Annotated in this window: 19 protein-coding genes; 8 read left to right on the forward strand and 11 right to left on the reverse strand. The window is 73.1% G+C overall.

Going from position 1 to position 19,129, the window contains the following annotated elements; genetic code table 11:
• The first annotated feature begins 87 nt into the window (after window positions 1–87).
• Window positions 88–1,230, forward strand: coding sequence for an NADH:flavin oxidoreductase (locus TNCT6_RS16850; RefSeq protein ID WP_141360142.1), 1,143 nt, complete (start codon window positions 88–90; stop codon window positions 1,228–1,230).
• 253 nt (window positions 1,231–1,483) lie between these two features.
• Window positions 1,484–2,959, forward strand: coding sequence for an MFS transporter (locus tag TNCT6_RS16855; protein WP_141360143.1), 1,476 nt, complete (start codon window positions 1,484–1,486; stop codon window positions 2,957–2,959).
• Between the two features lie 3 nt (window positions 2,960–2,962).
• Here the strand turns inward: TNCT6_RS16855 and TNCT6_RS16860 are convergent, their stop codons facing one another.
• The 7 genes from TNCT6_RS16860 to TNCT6_RS16890 form a co-directional block, all read right to left on the reverse strand.
• Window positions 2,963–3,547 (reverse strand): hypothetical protein, encoded by a 585-nt coding sequence (locus TNCT6_RS16860; protein WP_141360144.1) that lies wholly within the window; start codon window positions 3,545–3,547, stop codon window positions 2,963–2,965.
• 88 nt (window positions 3,548–3,635) lie between these two features.
• Window positions 3,636–4,571 (reverse strand): N-acetylmuramic acid 6-phosphate etherase, encoded by a 936-nt coding sequence (murQ, locus tag TNCT6_RS16865; protein WP_141360145.1) that lies wholly within the window; start codon window positions 4,569–4,571, stop codon window positions 3,636–3,638.
• Window positions 4,572–4,667: 96 nt separating this feature from the next.
• On the reverse strand, window positions 4,668–5,612 hold the full coding sequence (locus TNCT6_RS16870; protein WP_141360146.1) for a MurR/RpiR family transcriptional regulator: 945 nt from the start codon (window positions 5,610–5,612) through the stop codon (window positions 4,668–4,670).
• Between the two features lie 128 nt (window positions 5,613–5,740).
• Window positions 5,741–6,508 (reverse strand): hypothetical protein, encoded by a 768-nt coding sequence (locus TNCT6_RS16875; RefSeq protein ID WP_141360147.1) that lies wholly within the window; start codon window positions 6,506–6,508, stop codon window positions 5,741–5,743.
• The gene (locus TNCT6_RS16880) at window positions 6,505–7,518 is read right to left on the reverse strand and encodes an ABC transporter ATP-binding protein (RefSeq protein WP_141360148.1); all 1,014 of its coding nucleotides are present in this window, start codon (window positions 7,516–7,518) and stop codon (window positions 6,505–6,507) included. Before TNCT6_RS16880 ends, TNCT6_RS16875 begins: the two co-directional genes overlap by 4 nt.
• A complete protein-coding gene (locus TNCT6_RS16885; RefSeq protein ID WP_216372784.1) occupies window positions 7,515–7,733 on the reverse strand; it encodes a PLD nuclease N-terminal domain-containing protein in 219 nt (72 codons plus the stop codon). Before TNCT6_RS16885 ends, TNCT6_RS16880 begins: the two co-directional genes overlap by 4 nt.
• Window positions 7,734–7,770: 37 nt before the next feature.
• Window positions 7,771–8,397 carry a DUF3887 domain-containing protein gene (locus TNCT6_RS16890; protein ID WP_141360149.1) on the reverse strand — a complete coding sequence of 209 codons (627 nt, stop codon included), beginning with the start codon at window positions 8,395–8,397 and terminating at the stop codon, window positions 7,771–7,773.
• Between the two features lie 195 nt (window positions 8,398–8,592).
• Between TNCT6_RS16890 and TNCT6_RS16895 the strand changes: the two genes are divergently transcribed.
• Both TNCT6_RS16895 and TNCT6_RS16900 read left to right on the forward strand, forming a co-directional pair.
• On the forward strand, window positions 8,593–8,976 hold the full coding sequence (locus TNCT6_RS16895; protein ID WP_141360150.1) for a hypothetical protein: 384 nt from the start codon (window positions 8,593–8,595) through the stop codon (window positions 8,974–8,976).
• A 25-nt stretch (window positions 8,977–9,001) separates the two neighbouring features.
• On the forward strand, window positions 9,002–9,280 hold the full coding sequence (locus tag TNCT6_RS16900) for a DUF4031 domain-containing protein (protein WP_141360151.1): 279 nt from the start codon (window positions 9,002–9,004) through the stop codon (window positions 9,278–9,280).
• On the opposite strand, the gene TNCT6_RS16905 is transcribed toward TNCT6_RS16900, so the two are convergent.
• Together TNCT6_RS16905 and TNCT6_RS16910 are read right to left on the reverse strand one after the other, a co-directional pair.
• On the reverse strand, window positions 9,262–10,329 hold the full coding sequence (locus TNCT6_RS16905) for a GNAT family N-acetyltransferase (protein WP_172632926.1): 1,068 nt from the start codon (window positions 10,327–10,329) through the stop codon (window positions 9,262–9,264). The genes TNCT6_RS16900 and TNCT6_RS16905 overlap by 19 nt on opposite strands.
• Window positions 10,330–10,356: 27 nt before the next feature.
• Window positions 10,357–11,001: a hypothetical protein gene (locus TNCT6_RS16910; protein WP_141360152.1), complete on the reverse strand. Its 645-nt coding sequence runs from the start codon at window positions 10,999–11,001 to the stop codon at window positions 10,357–10,359.
• A gap of 196 nt (window positions 11,002–11,197) precedes the next feature.
• Here TNCT6_RS16910 and TNCT6_RS16915 point away from each other — a divergent pair, with 196 nt between their 5' ends.
• Together TNCT6_RS16915 and TNCT6_RS16920 are read left to right on the forward strand one after the other, a co-directional pair.
• Window positions 11,198–11,920, forward strand: a complete 723-nt coding sequence (locus TNCT6_RS16915) for a copper homeostasis protein CutC (RefSeq protein WP_141360153.1) — start codon at window positions 11,198–11,200, stop codon at window positions 11,918–11,920.
• 85 nt (window positions 11,921–12,005) lie between these two features.
• Window positions 12,006–13,688, forward strand: coding sequence for a type II CAAX prenyl endopeptidase Rce1 family protein (locus TNCT6_RS16920; RefSeq protein WP_253266132.1), 1,683 nt, complete (start codon window positions 12,006–12,008; stop codon window positions 13,686–13,688).
• Here TNCT6_RS16920 and TNCT6_RS16925 read toward each other — a convergent pair.
• The gene (locus TNCT6_RS16925; RefSeq protein WP_141360154.1) at window positions 13,676–15,715 is read right to left on the reverse strand and encodes a UvrD-helicase domain-containing protein; all 2,040 of its coding nucleotides are present in this window, start codon (window positions 15,713–15,715) and stop codon (window positions 13,676–13,678) included. The genes TNCT6_RS16920 and TNCT6_RS16925 overlap by 13 nt on opposite strands.
• A 394-nt stretch (window positions 15,716–16,109) precedes the next feature.
• Between TNCT6_RS16925 and TNCT6_RS16935 the strand changes: the two genes are divergently transcribed.
• Window positions 16,110–16,295: a hypothetical protein gene (locus tag TNCT6_RS16935; protein ID WP_141360156.1), complete on the forward strand. Its 186-nt coding sequence runs from the start codon at window positions 16,110–16,112 to the stop codon at window positions 16,293–16,295.
• A gap of 17 nt (window positions 16,296–16,312) precedes the next feature.
• Window positions 16,313–17,503, forward strand: coding sequence for a glycosyltransferase 87 family protein (locus tag TNCT6_RS16940; protein ID WP_373996177.1), 1,191 nt, complete (start codon window positions 16,313–16,315; stop codon window positions 17,501–17,503).
• Here the strand turns inward: TNCT6_RS16940 and TNCT6_RS16945 are convergent.
• Complete coding sequence (locus tag TNCT6_RS16945; protein ID WP_141360157.1) at window positions 17,458–19,104, reverse strand: DNA repair helicase XPB; 1,647 nt, start codon at window positions 19,102–19,104, stop codon at window positions 17,458–17,460. The two genes, TNCT6_RS16940 and TNCT6_RS16945, sit on opposite strands and share 46 nt — an antisense overlap.
• Between the last annotated feature and the right edge of the window lie 25 nt (window positions 19,105–19,129).

Raw genomic sequence — 19,129 nt, forward strand, 5'->3', positions numbered from 1 at the left:
TGACAGGCGGGGCAGTTGACGCCGGTGCCCGGCGGACGCGTGTGCGCGCCGGCCGGTACCGACCACGATTCCGAGGAGCCCCCCCACGTGACCTCCACCGCTTCCGAGTCCGCTTCCGAGTCCGCCTCCCGCGCGGCCGGAATCCTCTCCCGCCCCGTCACTCTGAACGGCCTCACCGTCCCCAACCGGATCGTGATGGCGCCGATGACCCGGATGTTCTCGCCGGGCGGCGTCCCCGGCGAGGATGTGCTGTCGTACTACGCCCGCCGCGCCGCCGCGGGCGTCGGCCTGATCGTCACCGAGGGCACCTATGTGGGGCACGACTCGGCCGGGCAGAGCGACCGCGTGCCGCGTTTCCACGGCGAGGAGCAGCTCGCGGGCTGGGCCAAGGTGGCCGAGGCCGTGCACGCGGCGGGCGGCACGATCGTGCCGCAGCTGTGGCACATCGGCATGGTGCGCCGGCCGGGCCAGCAGCCGTTCCCGGACGCGCCCGCGGTGGGCCCCTCCGGGCTGCGCGTCGGCGAGTCCGAGGTCACCGGCAGGGCGATGACGCGGACGGACCTGGACGACGTCATCGGCGCGTTCGCCGAGGCGGCCGCCGCCGCGGAGCGCATCGGTTTCGACGGCGTGGAGCTGCACGGCGCCCACGGCTATCTGCTCGACCAGTTCCTCTGGGCGGGCACCAACCGCCGTACCGACGCCTATGGCGGCGATCCGGTGGCCCGTACGAAGTTCGCCGCCGAGATCGTGGCCGCGGTGCGCGAGTCCGTCTCGCCTTCCTTCCCGGTCCTCTTCCGGTACTCGCAGTGGAAGCAGGACGTCTACGACGCCCGCCTGGCCGAGACCCCGGAGGAGCTGGAGGCGATCCTGTCGCCGCTCGCGGCGGCCGGAGTCGACGTCTTCCACGCCTCCACGCGCCGCTACTGGCTGCCGGAGTTCGAGGGCTCGGACCTCAACCTCGCGGGCTGGACGAAGAAGCTGACGGGCAAGCAGGTCATCACCGTCGGCTCGGTGGGTCTGGACGGCGACTTCATCAAGGCGTTCCAGGGCGAGGGCGCGGAGGTCGGCAGCCTCGACAACCTGCTGGACCGGCTGGAGCGCGACGAGTTCGACCTGGTGGCCGTGGGCCGCGCGCTGCTCCACGACCCCGAGTGGGCGGCGAAGGTGCTCGGCGGCCGCTTCGATGAGCTGAAGCCGTACGACGCGGCGGCGCTGAAGACGCTGAGCTGAGCCGGGCCGGGTCGGGCCCGGGGGCTCGGACCCGGATGTGGGGGCGGTGGCTGCCGGAGGGCGGGCGCCGCCCCTCTGCCTGCCGGGTCTCCGGCGGGTCTTCGTCCGGCGAGCCTCCGCCTGGTCTGTCTGTCTGCCTGCCTGGTCTGGTCTGCCGGGTCTTCCTGGCGGGATTTCGCTTGCTTAAGTCAATCAATTTCAATTAAAGTTGCCTGAGTCAAGTACACCCGCTCTCCGACGGAGACCTTCCTTCATGTCCGACGCACTCGCCCGGCCCGCCGCGGCCGGGCAATCCGCGCCCCGGCCCAACGCCGTCGTGGCCGTACTCGCCTTCGGCGGCATCGTGGTCTCGCTGATGCAGACCCTCGTGATCCCGATCATTCCCGAGCTGCCCCAGCTCCTGCACGCCTCGGCGTCGGACACCGTCTGGGCCGTCACCGCCACGCTGCTCGCCGCGGCCGTGGCCACCCCGGTCATGGGCCGCCTCGGCGACATGTACGGCAAGCGCCGCATGCTCCTGCTGAGCCTGGCCATGCTGGTCGCCGGCTCGGTCACGGCCGCGCTGAGCGACTCCCTCACGCCGTTGATCGTCGGCCGCGCCCTGCAGGGCCTCGCCTCCGGTGTCATCCCGCTCGGCATCAGCATCATGCGCGACGAACTGCCCGCCGAGCGGCTCGGTTCGGCGACCGCGATGATCAGCGCCTCGCTCGGCGTCGGCGGCGCCCTCGGGCTGCCCGCCGCCGCGCTGATCGCCGAGAACCTCAACTGGCACATGCTGTTCTGGGTCTCGGCCGGCCTGGGCGTCGTGGCGGCGGTGCTGGTGCTGGGCTTCGTGCCCGAGTCGGCGGTGCGCACCGGCGGCCGCTTCGACCTTCCCGGCGCGGTCGGCATGGCGGTCGGCCTGGTCTGCCTGCTGCTGGCGATCTCCAAGGGCGCCGACTGGGGCTGGGGCAGCGGTACGACCCTCGGCCTGTTCGCGGCGGCGGTCGTGGTGCTGGTCGCCTGGGGCCTGTTCGAGCTGCGCGTCGAGGCGCCCCTGGTGGACCTGCGCACCACGGCCCGCCGTCAGGTGCTGGTGACCAACCTCGCCTCGGTGGCCATCGGCTTCGCGATGTTCTCGATGTCCCTGGTCATCCCGCAGTTGCTGCAACTGCCCGCGCAGACCGGCTACGGACTCGGCAAGTCGCTGCTGGCCTCCGGCCTGGTCATGGCCCCCTCGGGCCTGGTGATGATGGCCGTCGCCCCGGTGTCGGCGATCGTCTCGCGGACCAGGGGCCCCAAGGTGACGCTGATGATCGGCGCGCTGATCGTGGCCGGCGGCTACGGCCTCAACATCGTCCTGATGAGCCAGGTCTGGCACTTCGTCCTGACGTCCTGTGTGATCGGCGCCGGCATCGGCTTCACCTACGGCTCGATGCCCGCGCTCATCATGAGCGCCGTGCCCGCGTCCGAGACGGGCGCGGCGAACAGCCTCAACACCCTGATGCGCTCGATCGGCACGTCGGTCGCGAGCGCGGTGGCGGGTGTGGTCCTGGCCCATATGACCACCGCGTTCGGGTCCTACGCGCTGCCCTCCGAGAACGGCTTCCGCACGGTCCTCGCCATCGGCGGCGGCGCCGCCCTGCTCGGCTTCCTGGTCGCGTCCTTCATCCCGCGCCCGCGCACCGCGGCCCTGGGTGAGCCGTCGGCGTCCGGTGAGCCCGCGCCCGCCGGGGCGAAGGTGCCGTAGGCCCTACGGGTTGCCCATGGGCTCGATGTCGGCCCGTGTGGGATGGCCCCAGATCCGCACCACCTCGTAGTCGGTGAACTCGTGCACGAGCCGGTAGGCGGGCGCGGCGCGCGGTGCCCGGCGCTGGGCGGCGATGAACAGCTCGGCCTCGCGCCGGTCCCGGCGCGGGGTCCCGCACAACTGCCACTCCCGACCGTTCCACAGCTCCGGCAGCCATCGCTGCTGGGGCTGCGGCCGGTCCTCGCGGACGCCGTAGCGGGACGGGGCGGTCGCCGCGGGCTCGGCGGCGCGGCGCGCGTACGAGGCGTACGCCCCGTCGACCTCGGAGCGGCGGGCGGCCCGGCGCCGGGTCTCGCACAGCAGACACAGGTCGGGGGCGCTCTCGTCGACGGGCCCGTTCGGATGCTCGGCGCAGCGGGTGGCGGGCGCGGCCGTCGTGACGGTCTCGTCCAGCAGGTCGAGAGCGCGCCGGAGATCCGCCTTCATCTCGTGCAGCCTGGCGTCGGGCGTGTCCGCGGACAGCGCCTCGCCATGCTCCCCGAGCAGACGCAGAGCCCGTCCTAGGGCGGTGAGCTGGGCGTGGTTCATGGTGTCCTCCAGCGTAGGACGCCCCGGCCGGTGAGGGAGCCCCCGGCCTGCCCGCTCGTTCCCGCCACCGGTCCCGGGCCCGCCGGCCTCAGTCCCCCGCCCGTTCCAGTGCCGTGCGCAGATGGCCGTCGGACTGTTGCAGGAGGCGGGTCGCCGTGGCGGCGTCGGTGCCGGCGAGGAGGGTGAGGATGGCGGTCTTCACCTCGCCGTCCGCGGCCGTCAGGGCGCGTTCGATCTCGTCGTCCGCGGCGCCCGTGGCCAGGGCGACGATACGGCGGGAGCGGGCGCGGAGCTTGTCGTTGGAGGCCCGTACGTCGACCATCAGGTTTCCGTAGGTCTTGCCCAGGCGGATCATCGTGATCGTCGAGAGCATGTTGAGGACCAGTTTCTGCGCCGTGCCGGCCTTCAGGCGGGTGGATCCGGTGAGGAGTTCGGGGCCGACGACGACCTCGATGCCGTGCTCGGCGGCGGCCGCCAGTGCGCTGTTCGCGTTGCAGGACAGGCCGATGGTCAGGGCGCCCAGGGCGCGGGCGTGCTCCACCGCGCCGATGGCGTAGGGGGTGCGGCCGGAGGCGGAGACGCCCACCACCGTGTCGTCCGGCGTGAGACCGAGGGCGTCGAGCGCTTCGGCCGCCAGCTCCTTCGAGTCCTCCGCGCCCTCGACCGAGGTCACCATGGCCGGGGGGCCGCCCGCGATCAGCCCGACGACCTGGGAGGGGCGCGTGTTGAAGGTCGGTGGGCACTCCGAGGCGTCCAGGACCCCCAGCCGTCCGGCCGTGCCCGCGCCGGCGTAGACCAGCCGGCCGCCGCGCGCCATCCGCTCCGCCACCGCGTCGATCGCGGCGGCGATCTGCGGCAGCCGCTCGGCCACGGCGGCGGGCACGGTGGTGTCCTCGGCGTTCATCAGCCGGGCGATCTCCAGCGTCGGCAGCCGGTCGATCTCCGCCAGCTCGGGGCGGAACGCCTCGGTCGTCAGCGACTCCAACTCGGTGCGCAGCTCGCGGTAGTGGGGCGTGGAGGTCATGAGGGGGCGGCTCTCTTCGTGCGTCGCGGTACGGCTGACCGTGCGGATCCGGGCTTGTTCGGTTCTCGGCTGCGAGCGTTGCGAGCGTTGCGAACGCTACGAGCGATGGGTCCCGCCCCGCGGGCTGTGCCGGTGGGCGAGCGCCTCGTAGGACGCGGCGAGCGCGGGCGCCGCCGTCTCGTACGTCCGCTGTGCCACCCCGACGAACAGGCAGTCCACCACGAGCAGTTGACTGGTCCGGGAGGACATCGCCGCCGGGCGCAGCTCGCTCTCGCGGGCCGTGGAGGTGGTCAGGACGTGGTCGGCGTACTGGGTGACGGGCGCGGCGGGACGGCCGGTGATGGCGACGGTGGTCGCGCCGCGCTCGAAGGCCACCCGCAGCGGCTCGATCACGTCCCCGGTCGAACCCGAGTGGGTGATGGCGATCGCGACGTCCCCCGCGCGCAGCTGCACCGCGTTGGTGACGGCGAGGTGCGGGTCGCTGTGCGCGTGCGCCACCAGACCTATGCGCAGCAGCTTCTGCGTGAGGTCCTGGGCGACCAGACCGGAGGCGCCGATGCCGTAGACGTCGGTGCGGCGGGCGGCGGCCAGCGCGGTGACGGCCGCGCCGAGCTGGATGGTGTCGAGGCCGGCGGCGGTGTCGGCCAGGGTCTGCTGCTCGTCGAAGGCGAGTTTGGCGACGACGTCGGCGATGGGGTCGTCCACCGCGATGTCGGTCGTGATGGCGGGCGCGCGCCCCGACTGCTGCTGGGCGGCCAGGCCCGCGAGGGCCAGGCGCAGGTCCCGGTAACCCGGATAGCCCAGCAGGCGGGCGGTGCGTACGACGGTCGCCTCGCTGGTGCCGGTGAGCTCGGCGAGGCCGGTGACCGTGAGGGCCGCGCAGCCGGCCGGGTCGGCGGCGACGGCCTCGGCGACCCGCTGCATGGAGCGGGTCATCGAGGGCGCGAGCGTGCGTACCTTGGCCGCGAGGGCGGCGGGTGCGGGGGGCGTGAGGCCCGGGGCGCCCACGCCTGCGAAAATTTCCTTCACGTCCTGGGTCACACTGTGAAAGGTATTTTCCGTACGGTCACGTGGTCAAGGCCGCGCGCCAAGGCCCCGCAGGCCCGGCTCGAACAGTGGCCGCGACGTGGCCGTCCGAGCCTCGTGCCCCGTGCTCCGCGACACGGACGTCAACGCACCTCCTTGCGCGCGCCCCGCAGGACCGCTGCCACCACGCAGCCGAGCGTGAGGACCACGGCGACGGCCAGGGCCTGCTGCGCGTGGTCGGCCGCCGTGTGCCGCAGGAACGCGTCCGGCGCCTTCGTCAGTTCGGTCGGGAGCCGGCGCGACACCCCCGGCAGCGCCCCGAGCAGCGGGAGCGTGAACAGTACGAGCAGCGCGTACCCGACGGTGCCGAGCGTGCTGCGCGCCAGGGTCCCGGCCAGCGCCGTGACCGCCACGGCGAACACCAGGTACACCGAGCCGGTGAGCGCGGTCCAGCCCACGGCCGCCGTACCGGGATTCCCCAGCAGGACGGCCGTCTCGTACCAGGCGGCGAGCAGCCCGGCCAGGTAGCCGCCCACGGCCCCGGCGGCGCTGACCGCGAACCTCGGCACCAGCAGATCGCCGAAGCGCCGGGCGCGTGTCCGGTAGAAGACCGCCAGCGCGGGCTTGGCGTCGATCGAGCACGCGTACGCCGCCACGACGACGGCCACGATGAGGCCGATCCCGAACGCGTTGTTCACGTACTGGGCCACACCGTCCGCCGGGACCGGGGGCGGAAAGACGATCTTCACCCGCTGGGCCGAGCCGCCGGCGTGGTCCAGCAGCTGCCCGGAGTACCGGGCGAGCAGCGGCCCGGTGAACCCGAACACCACGAAGACACCCAGCAGCGCGATCAGCCTCTTGGTGCGCAGCAGCCGAAGCCACTCCACCCGCCACAGCGAAAGCTCGTTCACGCCGCACCCGTCCGATCCGCTTCCCGCTGTCCGTGCTCCACGTGCTGACCGTCCTGTCCGTCCTGTCCGTGCCGTCCGCCGGTCAGCGCCAGGAACGCGGCCTCCAGGTCGGCGTCGACCGGTTGGAGGCTGATCAGCGCGGCGTCCGCCGCGGCGATCGCCTGCGGCAGCCGGCGCTCACCGACCGCCGTGCTCGACGCTTCGACGCGCACGGATCCGTCGGAGTTCACCGCCACCGAGGTGACCCACTCCTGCCGCCGCAGCAGTTCGGCCAGCCGCTGCTCGCCGCCCGCGCGCAGGCGCAGCTCCCAGGCCGGCCGCAGGAACCGGTCGATCAGGTCGCGGACCGGCCCCTGGAACAGGAGCCTGCCCCGGTCGAGCACGCCCACCGTGTCGGCGACCCGCTGGACGTCCGCCAGGACATGGCTGGAGAAGATCACGGTGCGGGTCCTGCCGAGACCGGCGACCAGGGACAGCACCTCCGCCCGCCCGGACGGGTCGAGCGCGCTGGACGGTTCGTCGAGGATCAGCAGCTCGGGGTCCAGCGCCAACGCCACCGCGAGGCCCAGCCGTTGCTTCATACCGCGGGAGAAGCCGCCCGTGCGCCGGTCGGCCGCCTCGGCCAGGCCGACCTCGGCGAGTACGGCCGCGACCGGGTCGGGGGCGGTCCCGCCGGTGTCGTGCGCCGGCCCGCCGCGGCGCCGGCGTGCGCCGCGCGCGGCCAGACCGCGGGACTGGCGCACCACCTCCGCCGCGGTGAGCCAGGGTTCGAACTCGGGGGTGTCCGGGCAGACCCCGATCCGTCCCGCGCCGACCGCCGTCCGGACCTCGCCCGCGTCGAAGCGGCGCAGACCGGCCACGATGGACAGGAGCGTCGTCTTCCCGGCGCCGTTCGGGCCCACCAGACCGTAGACACCGCCACGCGGCACCTCCAGGTCCACGCCGTGCAGCCCCGCCCCGTGCCCGTAGTCGCGCACCAGGTTCGCGGTCACCACGGCCGGCCCGCTCATCGGTCCTCGCTCCGTCCCGCCACCAGGTAGGCGATCGGGCCCACGGGGTTCACGAAGAGGCATGTCAGCACCCAGGCCCAGCGGGGCAGGTGACGGGTGCTCCGGTGCCGTGCGAGGTCGACGAGGCAGTAGACGAGCAGAGCGAGCTCGGCGACCAGCAGGGGTGCGATCGCGGCCCAGGGGACCGCCGAGGAGTTGAGGCTGGAGGCAATCACGGGATGGACTCTCTGTGGGGGTGTCGGAGCGGCCGGGTCACGGCGTCTCGGGCGGGAGGATGAAGAGTCCGCCGACCTTCTCGTCGGTGTCGAAGGCGACCCGGGCCTTCATCTCACCGGCCTCGTAGCGCAGGGGGATGTCCACCACGGTGTGATCGCCGATGCGCCGGACGAACGGTTCGCCCTCGCCGAAGCCCTCGAACGCGCCGACGAGTCCGGCGACGCTCGCCAGCGCGTTGCCCCGCACCTCGTCGGTGAAGGCCGCCAGCACCTCGGCGTTGAAGGACGGCCTGGCGTCGTCCATGCGGCCTTCGAGGACGGCCGTGACGATCTCGAGGGCGCGCTCCGCGGCGTCCGTCATGCGCACTGTCTTGTCCATGAGTTCTCCCGTTCGGGGGTCGATGGGCTTGCCGAACCGCTGGAATGCGGCCTGGCGGGTGACTCCGAGCAGGTCCCCGACCTCCTGCCAGGTGTGGCCCGCGTCCCGGCACTGCTGCACGCAGAGCTTGAGCACCTGTTCCGCCAAGGCGTCGACGTCCTGGGCGTGTCGGATCAGGTCGAGGTAGGCCGGTGGGGCCAACGGGCTGCCCACCGCGGAGGCCAGGGCCGCGGCGTGCTCGGCGAGCCGGGCACTCAGGGAAGCGAGGGGGAGGGAATCGGTCACATGTAAAGGGTGCCTTTACATCCAGGGGTGTGTCAAGAAACCCTTTACAACCCCAGCGGCCCTGGCCCGGGCTCCCGTGAACAGCCCGGCAGCGCGCGGGAGATGGAGAGAGCGGGTCCCCGGCGGCGCGGAGTCCGCCGGTGCGTGATCCGTCACCGGTGTCCGGTCCGTGACTTCGGGGTGACAATGGGGGGCATGGAACCCATCAGCCCCCTGGAGCAGGCCCTGCACGCCGCCCGCGCCCTGGTGCTCGCCGATCTGGTCGCCGGCGAGGTCGCCGACGCGGACGTGGTCTCGCTCGTGGAGGACTCCGTCGTCCAGCGCCGCTGGTGGGTGGAGCAGTGGCCGGAAGGCGCCCAGTACGTGGCGGGTCTGGTCGCGCAGGACGTCCAGGACGCGCTCCTGGAGCGGTACGGCCGCTGGCCGCTGTGCCCGGTGTGCGGCTACGGCGACCCGCACGCGCTGGATGTCGAGCCGGAACTCGGGCCGGACCCGCACTGGGTGTGCTCCAAGGCGGGCGTGAAGGTGGCACCGGTGGGCGCGCTGGCGGAGGCCACCGGCCGGAGCACGACGTCGTGACGGCGCCGCGCCGGGCGGTCGCACCGTGACCCTCTACATCGACCCGCCGTCCTGGCCGGGTCACGGCCGCATGTGGTCCCACCTGGTCAGTGACGTCTCGTACGACGAACTCCACACCTTCGCCGAGAGGTTGGGCGTGCCCCGCCGGGCCTTCGAGCGGGACCACTACGACCTGCCCTCCCACCGGTACGCCGACGCGGTGGCGGCCGGCGCGGTCGAGGTCAGCAGCCGCGAGGTGGTGCGGCTGCTGTACGCGGCGGGGCTGCGCCGCCCCAAGCGCCGTGTTCAGGGCCGCAGTTCGTAGAAGATCTCCTCCTCGCCCTCACGCACGGCGGCGAAACCGGCGCGGGTGACGACGCGTTGGGAGGGAAGGTTGACGCGGTCCACGGTCGCGACCAGCAGCCGTACGTCGTCCCGGGCCAGCGCCCAGCCCGACAGCGCGCGCAGGGCCTCGGTCGCGTAGCCGTGGCCACGGGCGGACACGGCGAGGTCGTAACCCACCTCCGCGCGCCCCTCCTCGTCGGGCACTCCGTGGAAGCCCATCCCGCCGACCGCGCACCCGTCTTCCCTGCGGACCAGCACGAACATCCCCCACTCGGGCCGGTGTGCCCCGGCCTCGTACGCCTTCACGGTCATCCCGGCGGCGTCCCGCGTGCCCTCGTAGGGCCCGCCCTCGGCCCACGTGAACCCGCCGTCACCGCCGGCGCTCAGATCGCGGGCGGCGGCGGGGGTGACACCCTCCAGGGTGAGCCGGTCGGCGGGTATGGCCGGCGGGTTGCTCCAGCGCCACTCGGTGACCGGCGGCCGGCCGGGCAGGTCGCCGCGGCCGGTGGCCCACAGCAGCGTCGGCCAGGGTGCGGAGCCCGGCCGGACGTGGGGGAAGAGCCGGGTCAGCACGTCCTCGCACAGCTCGGCAGGCGGCTCGTAGGCCAGGTGCAGGCCGGTCGCGATGTCATGCGTGTGCAGCAGTACCTCGGCGACTCCCATCGCGGCGAATCCCTCGCGGTTCGCGCCGCGGAAGGGGTACGGGTGGAAGGCCCGGACCTCGCGCGGGGTGGTGCGGACGGCGGCGGCGAGCAGGGCGCCGGTCGTCTCGATCACGTCCAGGACGTCCGCGTTTCCGGTGCCCTCGTCGAGGGTGATCTCGAAGGGGACGTAGGCGTTCTGCGCCCGCCCGGCCAACTGCCCGGCGTACGCGATGAGATCGCCCGCGATGTGCTCCGCCGTCCGCCGGCAGCTCCACTCCGGCCGCCCGGCCCTCACTCCGTCCCAGTCCCGGTCCGTCGCCGTCCTCAGCAGCGCCACGGCGTCCGCGACGGCCTGCTCCACCTGCTCCCCGCCCCATGCACGCATACGGCGCAGGGTAGGCGCGGCGGGGCCTCAGGGCGACAGCATTTCCAGCTCCGAGGTGACGTTGTAGCGGGCCGTCGCCTCCCAGTGCTCCGCGCCGTACGGGGTGCGGAACAGGCGGGGCAGGGCGAGGAGCTGCCGCAGGACGGCGGCACGGCCCTCGCGGAAGGCGTCGTTCGGGACGAAGTGGTACTCCTCGCGGACGCCGGCCGCGTAGGCGGCGTACGCCGACGGGGACGCGGCGAGGATCGCCAGATCGGCGTCGCACAGCACCTGGCCGTCGCGGTCGTCGTCGGCCGGATCGTGGGTGACGGTGAGCCGGACCAGCCGGGCGGCTTCGGCGGTCTTCGCGTCGGCGACTCCGGCCTCTGGGAGCGCCCGCTCGGCCAGGCGCGCGGACCGCTCCTCGTTCTCGGAGCGCTCGGGCAGGTAGACGGCATCGTGAAACCAGGCGGCCAGCCGCACCACGTCCGGGTCGGCAGCGTATTCATCCAGTACGTCGATGTGATCGAGGACCGCGGTCAGGTGCGTGAGCGTGTGGTAGTGCCGCTGCGGCTCCCGCCAGCGCTTGAGCAGGTCGTCGGCATACGGCACCGGGTCGGGACCGCCACCGGGGCTCCGGGCGCCCTCCAGGGCACGGGTCCAGCGGGAGCGCAGGGCATCGAGATCGGCCATACGGCCATTGTCCGGCGGAGCGGGCACGACCTCCGCCGATGTGCACGAGGTACGGGATCCACGAGCTCGCGGGCGCCGGGAAGGCGGGGCTGAACATCATCGGGTGACCGGTTCCCGGCCGTGGGTTTGCCGACCGGCGTACTCTGATATTGGACTAGACCTGTCCGCTTCAGGGGAAATCGAGGGAAGGGCTCCTATGAGCATGCGTGCAGTCCTGGAGGTGATCGCCCTCGACGTCGAGGACGCGGTCGCCGCTCAGGCCGGAGGCGCGGACCGCCTCGAGCTGGTCACCGACATGGCGGCCGACGGGCTCACCCCGTCGGCCCGTACCGTCGCCGGGATCCGCGCGGCCGTGGACATTCCGCCGCGCGTGATGCTGCGACTCGCGGACGGATTCGGCGCGGGGGGCGCCCGGGGGCTGGACCGGCTGGTGGGCGTCGTGGGCGAGCTGCGGGCGGCCGGCGTCGAGGAGTTCGTGCTCGGGTTCCTCGATCCGCGGGGCGGGGTCGATCTGGCCGCCGTGGAGCGGGTCGTCGGCGAGCTGGACGGCTGCCGCTGGACCTTCCACCGGGCGATCGACCGTGCCGCCGACCGGGACGCGCTGCGCAAGCGGCTGGACGGGCTGCCGGGGCTCGACACGTATCTGACGGCGGGTGCCGCCTCGGGCGTGGACGACGGGCTGTCCACGCTGATCGCGGAGGCCGCGCGCGGCGGTGAGCCCGGCTACGAGCAGCAGATCATGGTCGGCGGCGGCCTGCGGCTGGACCATGTGCCCGCGCTGCTCGCCGAGGGGATCGACGCCTTCCACATCGGCGGCGCGGCCCGCCCCGGCGGCTGGGACGGGCCGGTCTCCGTCGCGGCGGTCGCGGAGTGGCGCGCGGTCCTGGACGGGGCGGCGGTCCGGCAGTCTGCGGGCTGAGACACGGTGCCCGGACCGGGGTGAGGTGGGTCCGGGGCGGGTAATTCGTACGCCTGGCCCATTCGGACCGGGCACGATGTCGTTCATGACAGCAACGTCCCCTGACCCCACCGGGCTTCCGTATCACCGTATGGCCCGGTACTCACCTCACCACCGCTGGTGGTGGCCGCTGCTCGGCACTGTGGTGCTGGTGTTCGGGTCGGTCCTGGCCACCCTGTTCCTGTACCTCCTCACCGAGGGGATCGGCACGGCCGCCGGTTATCCGGAACTGCCGGACGGTGGCGTCGACTTCGGCCCCGTTCTGGGTACGGGTCTGGATCTGGCGTTCATAGCCGTGGACCTGCCGCTGGTGCTGCTGGCCGTGCTCTGGCTGGGCCGGCGTCCGGCCGGCACGGTGGCCTCCGTCACCGGTCGGCCGCGTTGGCGATGGCTGGCCTGGTGCCTGCTGGCCGCCGTGCCCCCCATGGTGCTGCTACCGGTGGTCGCGATCTTCCTGCCGGACGACCAGGGCGACGGCGGAGGGGCCGGCGTGTGGGTGGGGTGGCAGACGTTCCTCGTCTCCCTGGCCATGCTGGTGGTCCTCGTGCCGTTGCAGTCGGCGGCGGAGGAGTACGTGTTCCGCGGCTGGCTGCTCCAGGCGACCGGTGCCTTCCTCCGTTCCCCGTGGCTCGCGGTGCTGCCGCAGGCGGTGCTCTTCGCGGCCGCGCACGGCTGGGGCACGCCCTGGGGTTTCGCCGATCTCCTGGTGTTCGGTGTGGTGGCGGGGCTGCTGACCATCCGCACGGGCGGCCTCGAGGCGTCCATCGCCCTGCACGCGCTGAACAACCTGCTGGCCTTCGGTCTGTCCGCCGCGTACGTGGACGGACTGGCGTCCGACGAGACGGCGGCGGACGCCACCTGGCAACTGGCCCTCGTCGACATGGCCTCGGTGCTGCTCTTCGCCGCGATCGTGCTGTGGCTGGCACGGCGACGCCGCCCGCAGCACGTGTCAGCCCCGCCTCCCGAGCCGGTCCCGCCCCATTTCCTGCCCTACGCACCACCTCAGGGCGCGTACTGGCCGTACCCGCAGCAGGTGCCAGGTGGGTACGGTCCGTACCCGCAGCAGGCGCCGGGTGCGTACGGGCCGTACCCGGGGCCGCAGGGCATGTACGGGCCGTACCCGCAGCCGCCCGGGTCGCAGGGGGTGTACCCGCCGCCGGGCGCACAGGGGGCGTACGCTCCGCCGCCGGGCGCGGTTTGGCCGTACGCGTCACCGCAGGGCAGCCATGGACCGTACGCGCCGCCGCCCTCGAACGGGGCCGTCCCCGGCGCCGCGCCGGCTGGCCCTGCCGGGCCCGGATCCGCCGCATCCGGCGCCGGCGCGCCCAGTCCCGCCGCACTCGGGCCTACCGCGTCCAGCCCGGCCTTGCCCGGCGACGCACCCGGCCTTGCTGGGTCCAGCCCTGCCGTGCCCGGCGTCGCGTCCGGCGCCGCCGCGTCCGGTTGGGCCGCGCCCGGCGACGTGCCCAGTCCCGCCGTGCCGCGTCCCGCTGCGCCCGGTGATGCACCGGGCCATGCTGGGTCCAGCCCTGCCGCGCCCGTCGTCGCGTCCGGCGCCGCCGCGTCCGGTTGGGCCGCGCCCGGCGACGTGCCCAGTCCCGCCGTGCCGCGTCCCGCCGCGCCCGGTGATGCGCCCGGTTCGGCTGCGCTCGGCGAGGAAACCAGCCCCGCTGCCCCCGCTCCCGCCGACCCGCCCTCTCAGCAGTCCGGTGGCCCTCAGGACAGCTGACCCGGCAGGGGGGCCGTGTGGGTCACGATCAGGCCCGAGACTGCTCGGGTCAGGGCCACGTACAGGCGGCGCAGGCCGGTGCGTTCGTCGGGTTCGCCGTCGACGACGGCCTGGGGCTCGTCGAGGACGACGTAGTCGTACTCCAGGCCCTTGGCGAGTGAGGCGGGGACCAGGGTGAGGCGGGTCTCGGCCGTCGTCTCCTCGCCGGGGGCGAGGTACGGCAGGCCGGCCGCCGTCAGCGCCCCGGCCAAGGCCGGGACGCGGGCGTCGGCGGTGATCAGGCCGACCGAGCCCTCGTTGCGCAGCAACTCCTCGCACGCGGACACCACCTCGGCGTCCCCGGCGGCCGTACGGATCTCGAAGAAGCCGGGGTTCTCGCGCACCGACGCGACGGGGGTGAGCCCGGGGGCGATGTGCGGCAGCAGCCGGGAGGCGTACGTGATGACGTCCGTCGGCACGCGGAAACCCGCCGTCAGCTCCTCGATCAGGCCGTCGGACTTGCCGAGGTGGGCCAGGGCCTCCTCCCAGGTGCGGGTGGCCCACGGCGTGGTGCCCTGGGCCAGGTCGCCGAGGACGGTCGCGGAGCCGGTGGTGCAGCGCCGGCCGACCGCCCGGTACTGCATGGGGGAGAGGTCCTGCGCCTCGTCCAGGACGACATGCCCGAGGGAGTGGGTCCGCTCCACCAGGTCGGCGGCCTCGTCGACCAGTACGGCGTCGGCGGCGGACCACTTGGCCGACTTCACCGACCGTACGGGCCTGGCCCACAGGAGTGTCTTGCGCTCCTCCTCGGTGAGGATCCCGTCCGCGTGCTCCGCGAGGAAGTCCGCGTCCGCCAGCAGCCGCAGCACCAGTTTCGCCGGGTCGACCGGGGGCCAGACCGCCTTGACGGCCGCCTTGACCGCCGCGTTGCGGGCCACCGCGTCCTGCACACGGTCGTCGGGGGCCTCGCCCGCCCGCTCCATCTGCACCAGCACGGCGTGCGCGATCCGCTGCGGCAGGGCCTCGCGGGCGGCGCCGTAGCGGATGCCGCGGTCCAGCAACTCCCGGACGATGTCCTCCAGTTCGTACGTCGGGACGCGCCAGCGCCGCGAGCCGCGCACCACCACGACCGGTTCGGTGGGCATGGTCACGTGGGAGTACAGCGCCCTGCGGAGCACCTCCGCCATCCGTGCGTCGCCCTTGACGATCGCGGTCGCCGCGTCGTCCGCGCCCCGCACCTCCACATGCGCCACCAGATCGCCGACGGTGGCCTGCTGAACGGTCAACTCGCCGAGCGCGGGCAGCACTTGCTCGATGTAGTGCAGGAAGGACCGGTTCGGCCCGATCACGAGGGTGCCGGTGCGGGCGAGCCGCTCGCGGTGGGCGTAGAGGAGGTAGGCGACCCGGTGCAGGCCCACGGCGGTCTTTCCGGTGCCGGGTCCGCCCTGGACGCAGACGGTGCCGGACATCCCGGACCGCACGATCTCGTCCTGCTCGGGCTGGATGGTCGCCACGATGTCGCGCATCGGGCCCACACGCGGGCGTTCGATCTCCTGCTGGAGCAGCTTGCTGGTGGTGGCGGCTCCCGACGGCTCGGCCGGGTCGGACAGGTGCTCGTCCTCGTACGCCGTGAGGTCGCCGCCGGTGTAGCCGAAGCGGCGGCGCAGCCCGACGTCCATCGGGTCCTTCCTGGAGGCCCGGTAGAACGGCTGCGAGACCGGTGCGCGCCAGTCGATGACCATGGGGTCGCCCTCGCCGTCGTGCACGTGCCGGCGTCCGATGTAGAAGCGTTCGCCCTCGGCGCCCTCCGCCCTGTCCGCGCCCGGGGCGTGCAGGTAGTCGAGCCGCCCGAAGAACAGCGGCGTGTCGCTGAGGTCGGCCAGCGCCTTGATGCGCTCGTCGATCTGGCGGGCGAGGACTTCGGCGTTGACCCAGTTCGCGGTGACGTCCCGGATGTCGAGCGACTCCGCGTCCTCGCGCATGGCGCGCAGTGCGGCCCGGGAGGCGGACAGGTGGGCGCGCTCGCGGGCGAGGGGGTCGCCGGGCATGTACGAAGACGAAGGCGACGAGGGAGACGCGGGAGACGAGGACGACAGGGACGACAAGGGGGTGCCTCCGGAAGGCCTTCGGGGCGGGCGGGCGCCGTGGGGTGGTGCCGTGTGGCTGCGCCGCGCGGCGGCGGGATCTGCCGACCGGTTTCCGTCCGGACGGCGGCGCTCCGTGAGGAGGCGGGCAAGAGGGTGGATTCTAGGGCGCGGCTACGCGCGGAGGCCAACCGGTTTTCCCGCTCCGGGCCCGCCCAGGTGCCGTGATCGCCAGACCCTAGGGGTTCGCGTCCGCCGGACGCAGGGGCAGAGGTCCCTCCAGAGGGGTACTCGGAGGCAGGAAGGCCCGGTCCGTGGACCGATGCCGGTCCTATGCCCCCGGATCCACCATGGAGATATGAGCGCAGCAACCATCCACCCGGCTCCCGCCGCTCGCCCGGCCGGCGCCACGGCTGTCCAGGACGGCCCCCGTCATCACGTAATGGGCGACGCCCTGCACGCCGTCAAGGTGTTCGCGGGCGCCCTGTTCGACGTGGTCGTCCTCGGCGAGTACGGCGAGGAGGCGGGCGTACGCCACAAGTGAGCAACTAGGGTCGGTCCGTGACAGCACGGAAGGTGATGGTCCGGTCACCAGCGGCACTCGCCCTGGCCCTCCTCGTCGTCTCCCTCGCCGCCCTCGCGGTCCTGTTCGCGGTGCAGCGGGTGCAGATGCCCGACGCGGTGGTCTACCAGGCCGAGGGCGCGGCGGTCGTCCACGGCCGCGACCTGTACGGCTTCACGGTCACGCAGGGACGGCTTCCGGCCACGTACCCGCCGTTCGCGGCCCTGCTGTTCGTGCCGGCGGTGTGGCTTCCCGCCGCGGCCCTGAAGGCGGCGTTCTTCGCGGGCAACGCGCTCCTGCTCGCCTGGCTCGTCCACCTCTCCGCGCGGCTCGCCGGGCGCCGGGCCGGGCTTGCGGCAGTGTGCGCCGCGACGGCGCCGGCCGTCTGGCTCGAACCGGTCTTCCAGACCTTCGTCTACGGGCAGATCAACCTCGCGATCGTCTGCCTGGTCCTGTGCGACCTGACCCGGCCGCCCGGAGCCCGCGGCAGGGGTGTCCTGATCGGCGTCGCGGCCGGCATCAAGCTCACCCCGGGCCTCTTCATCGTGTACCTGCTACTGCGGGGGCGGCGCCGCGAGGCGGCCGTGGCGGTGGCCGGGTTCGCCGGGACGGTCGCCGTCGGGGCACTCGTGCTGCCCGCGGCCGGCGTCGACTACTGGACGCGCCGTCTGTTCGAGACCAACCGGGTGGGCAAGCCGTGGATCATCGCCAACCAGTCGCTCCAGGGCCTGGTCGCCCGGCTGCTGGGGGAGCCGTCGCCCGGACTCGCCTGGATGCTGCCCGCCGTCGCGGTGACCGTCGCCGGCCTGTGGCTCGCGTGCCGGGTGCGGCGGGAGCGGTGGGGCGTGCTGCTGACCGGACTGACCGCGCTGCTCGTCTCACCGATCAGCTGGTCCCACCACTGGGTGTGGTGCGTCCCGCTGATCGCCGTACTCCTGGCCGAGGGCCGCCGCGTCTGGGCGGCGGTCACCGTGGTCCTGTTCACGGCCCGCACCCTGTGGATGGTCCCCAACAAGGGCGTGGAGCTGCACCTGTCCTGGTGGCAGCAGCCCCTGGCCTCGCCCTACCCCCTGCTGGGGCTGGCCCTGCTCATGGCGGTGGCGCTGGAATTCCGCAGACGGCGGTCCGGCGGGCCCCGGGAGGGTCAGGCCTCCTCCGCCAGCAGTTCGTCGGCGTCCATGATCCGGTAGGCGTAGCCCTGTTCGGCCAGGAAGCGCTGGCGGTGCGCGGCGAAGTCCTGGTCGATCGTGTCGCGGGCGACCACCGAGTAGAAGTGCGCCTGGTGGCCGTCGGCCTTCGGACGCAGCACCCGCCCGAGGCGCTGGGCCTCCTCCTGGCGGGAGCCGAAGGTGCCCGAAACCTGGATGGCGACCGTGGCCTCCGGCAGGTCGATGGAGAAGTTCGCCACCTTCGACACGACCAGCACGCTGATCTCGCCCTCGCGGAAGGCGTCGAAGAGCTTCTCGCGCTGCGCGTTGGACGTCTCGCCCTTGATCACCGGCGCGTTCAGGTGCTCGCCCAGCTCGTCGAGCTGGTCGATGTACTGGCCGATGACCAGGATCTGCTGCCCGGCGAAGCGGCGGACGATCGCCTCCGTGACCTTGCGCTTGGTCGCCGTGGTCGCGCAGAAGCGGTACTTCTCCTCCGTCTCGGCCGTCGCGTACGCCAGTCGTTCGGAGTCGGTCAGGTTCACCCGGACCTCGACGCAGTCCGCGGGCGCGATGTGGCCCTGCGCCTCGATCTCCTTCCAGGGCGCGTCGAACCGCTTGGGGCCGATCAGGGAGAACACGTCCGACTCACGGCCGTCCTCGCGCACCAGGGTCGCGGTCAGTCCCAGCCGCCGCCGGGCCTGGAGGTCCGCGGTGAACTTGAAGACCGGTGCGGGCAGCAGGTGCACCTCGTCGTAGACGATCAGTCCCCAGTCCCGGGAGTCGAACAGCTCCAGGTGGGGGTAGATCCCCTTCCGCCGGGTCGTCAGCACCTGGTAGGTGGCGATGGTGACCGGGCGGACCTCCTTCCTGGTCCCGCTGTACTCCCCGATCTCGTCCTCGGTCAGGGAGGTCCGCTTCACCAGCTCGTGCTTCCACTGCCGGGCCGAGACGGTGTTCGTGACGAGGATCAGCGTCGTGGACTTCGCCTGCGCCATCGAGCCGGCGCCCACCAGCGTCTTGCCGGCCCCGCAGGGCAGGACGACGACACCGCTCCCGCCGTGCCAGAAGTTCTCCACGGCCTGCTTCTGGTAGGGCCGCAGCGCCCAGCCGTCCTCGCGCAGCTCGATCGGGTGCGCCTCGCCGTCGACGTACCCGGCGAGGTCCTCGGCGGGCCAGCCCAGCTTCAGCAGGGTCTGCTTGATCTGCCCGCGCTCGGAGGGGTGCACGGCCACCGTGTCCGGGTCGATGCGGGCGCCGACCAGCGGAGCGATCCGCTTGGACTTCAGCACCTCCTCCAGGACCGGCCGGTCGGTGGTGGTCAGGACCAGACCGTGCGCCGGGTGCTTGCTGAGGGTCAGCCGCCCGTAGCGGTCCATCGTCTCGGCGATGTCGACGAGCAGCGCGTGCGGCACGGGGTAGCGGCTGTACTGCACGAGGGCGTCGACGACCTGCTCGGCGTCGTGCCCGGCGGCGCGCGCGTTCCACAGGCCGAGCGGGGTGACCCGGTAGGTGTGGATGTGCTCGGGCGCCCGCTCCAGCTCGGCGAACGGCGCGATGACCCGGCGGCATTCGTCGGCCTGCTCGTGGTCGACTTCGAGAAGCAGGGTCTTGTCCGACTGGACGATCAGGGGACCATTCACACGCAGCGCCCTTTCCATGTGGTCA

It is taken from the genome of Streptomyces sp. 6-11-2 (genome assembly GCF_006540305.1).
Classification (GTDB): Bacteria; Actinomycetota; Actinomycetes; order Streptomycetales; family Streptomycetaceae; genus Streptomyces.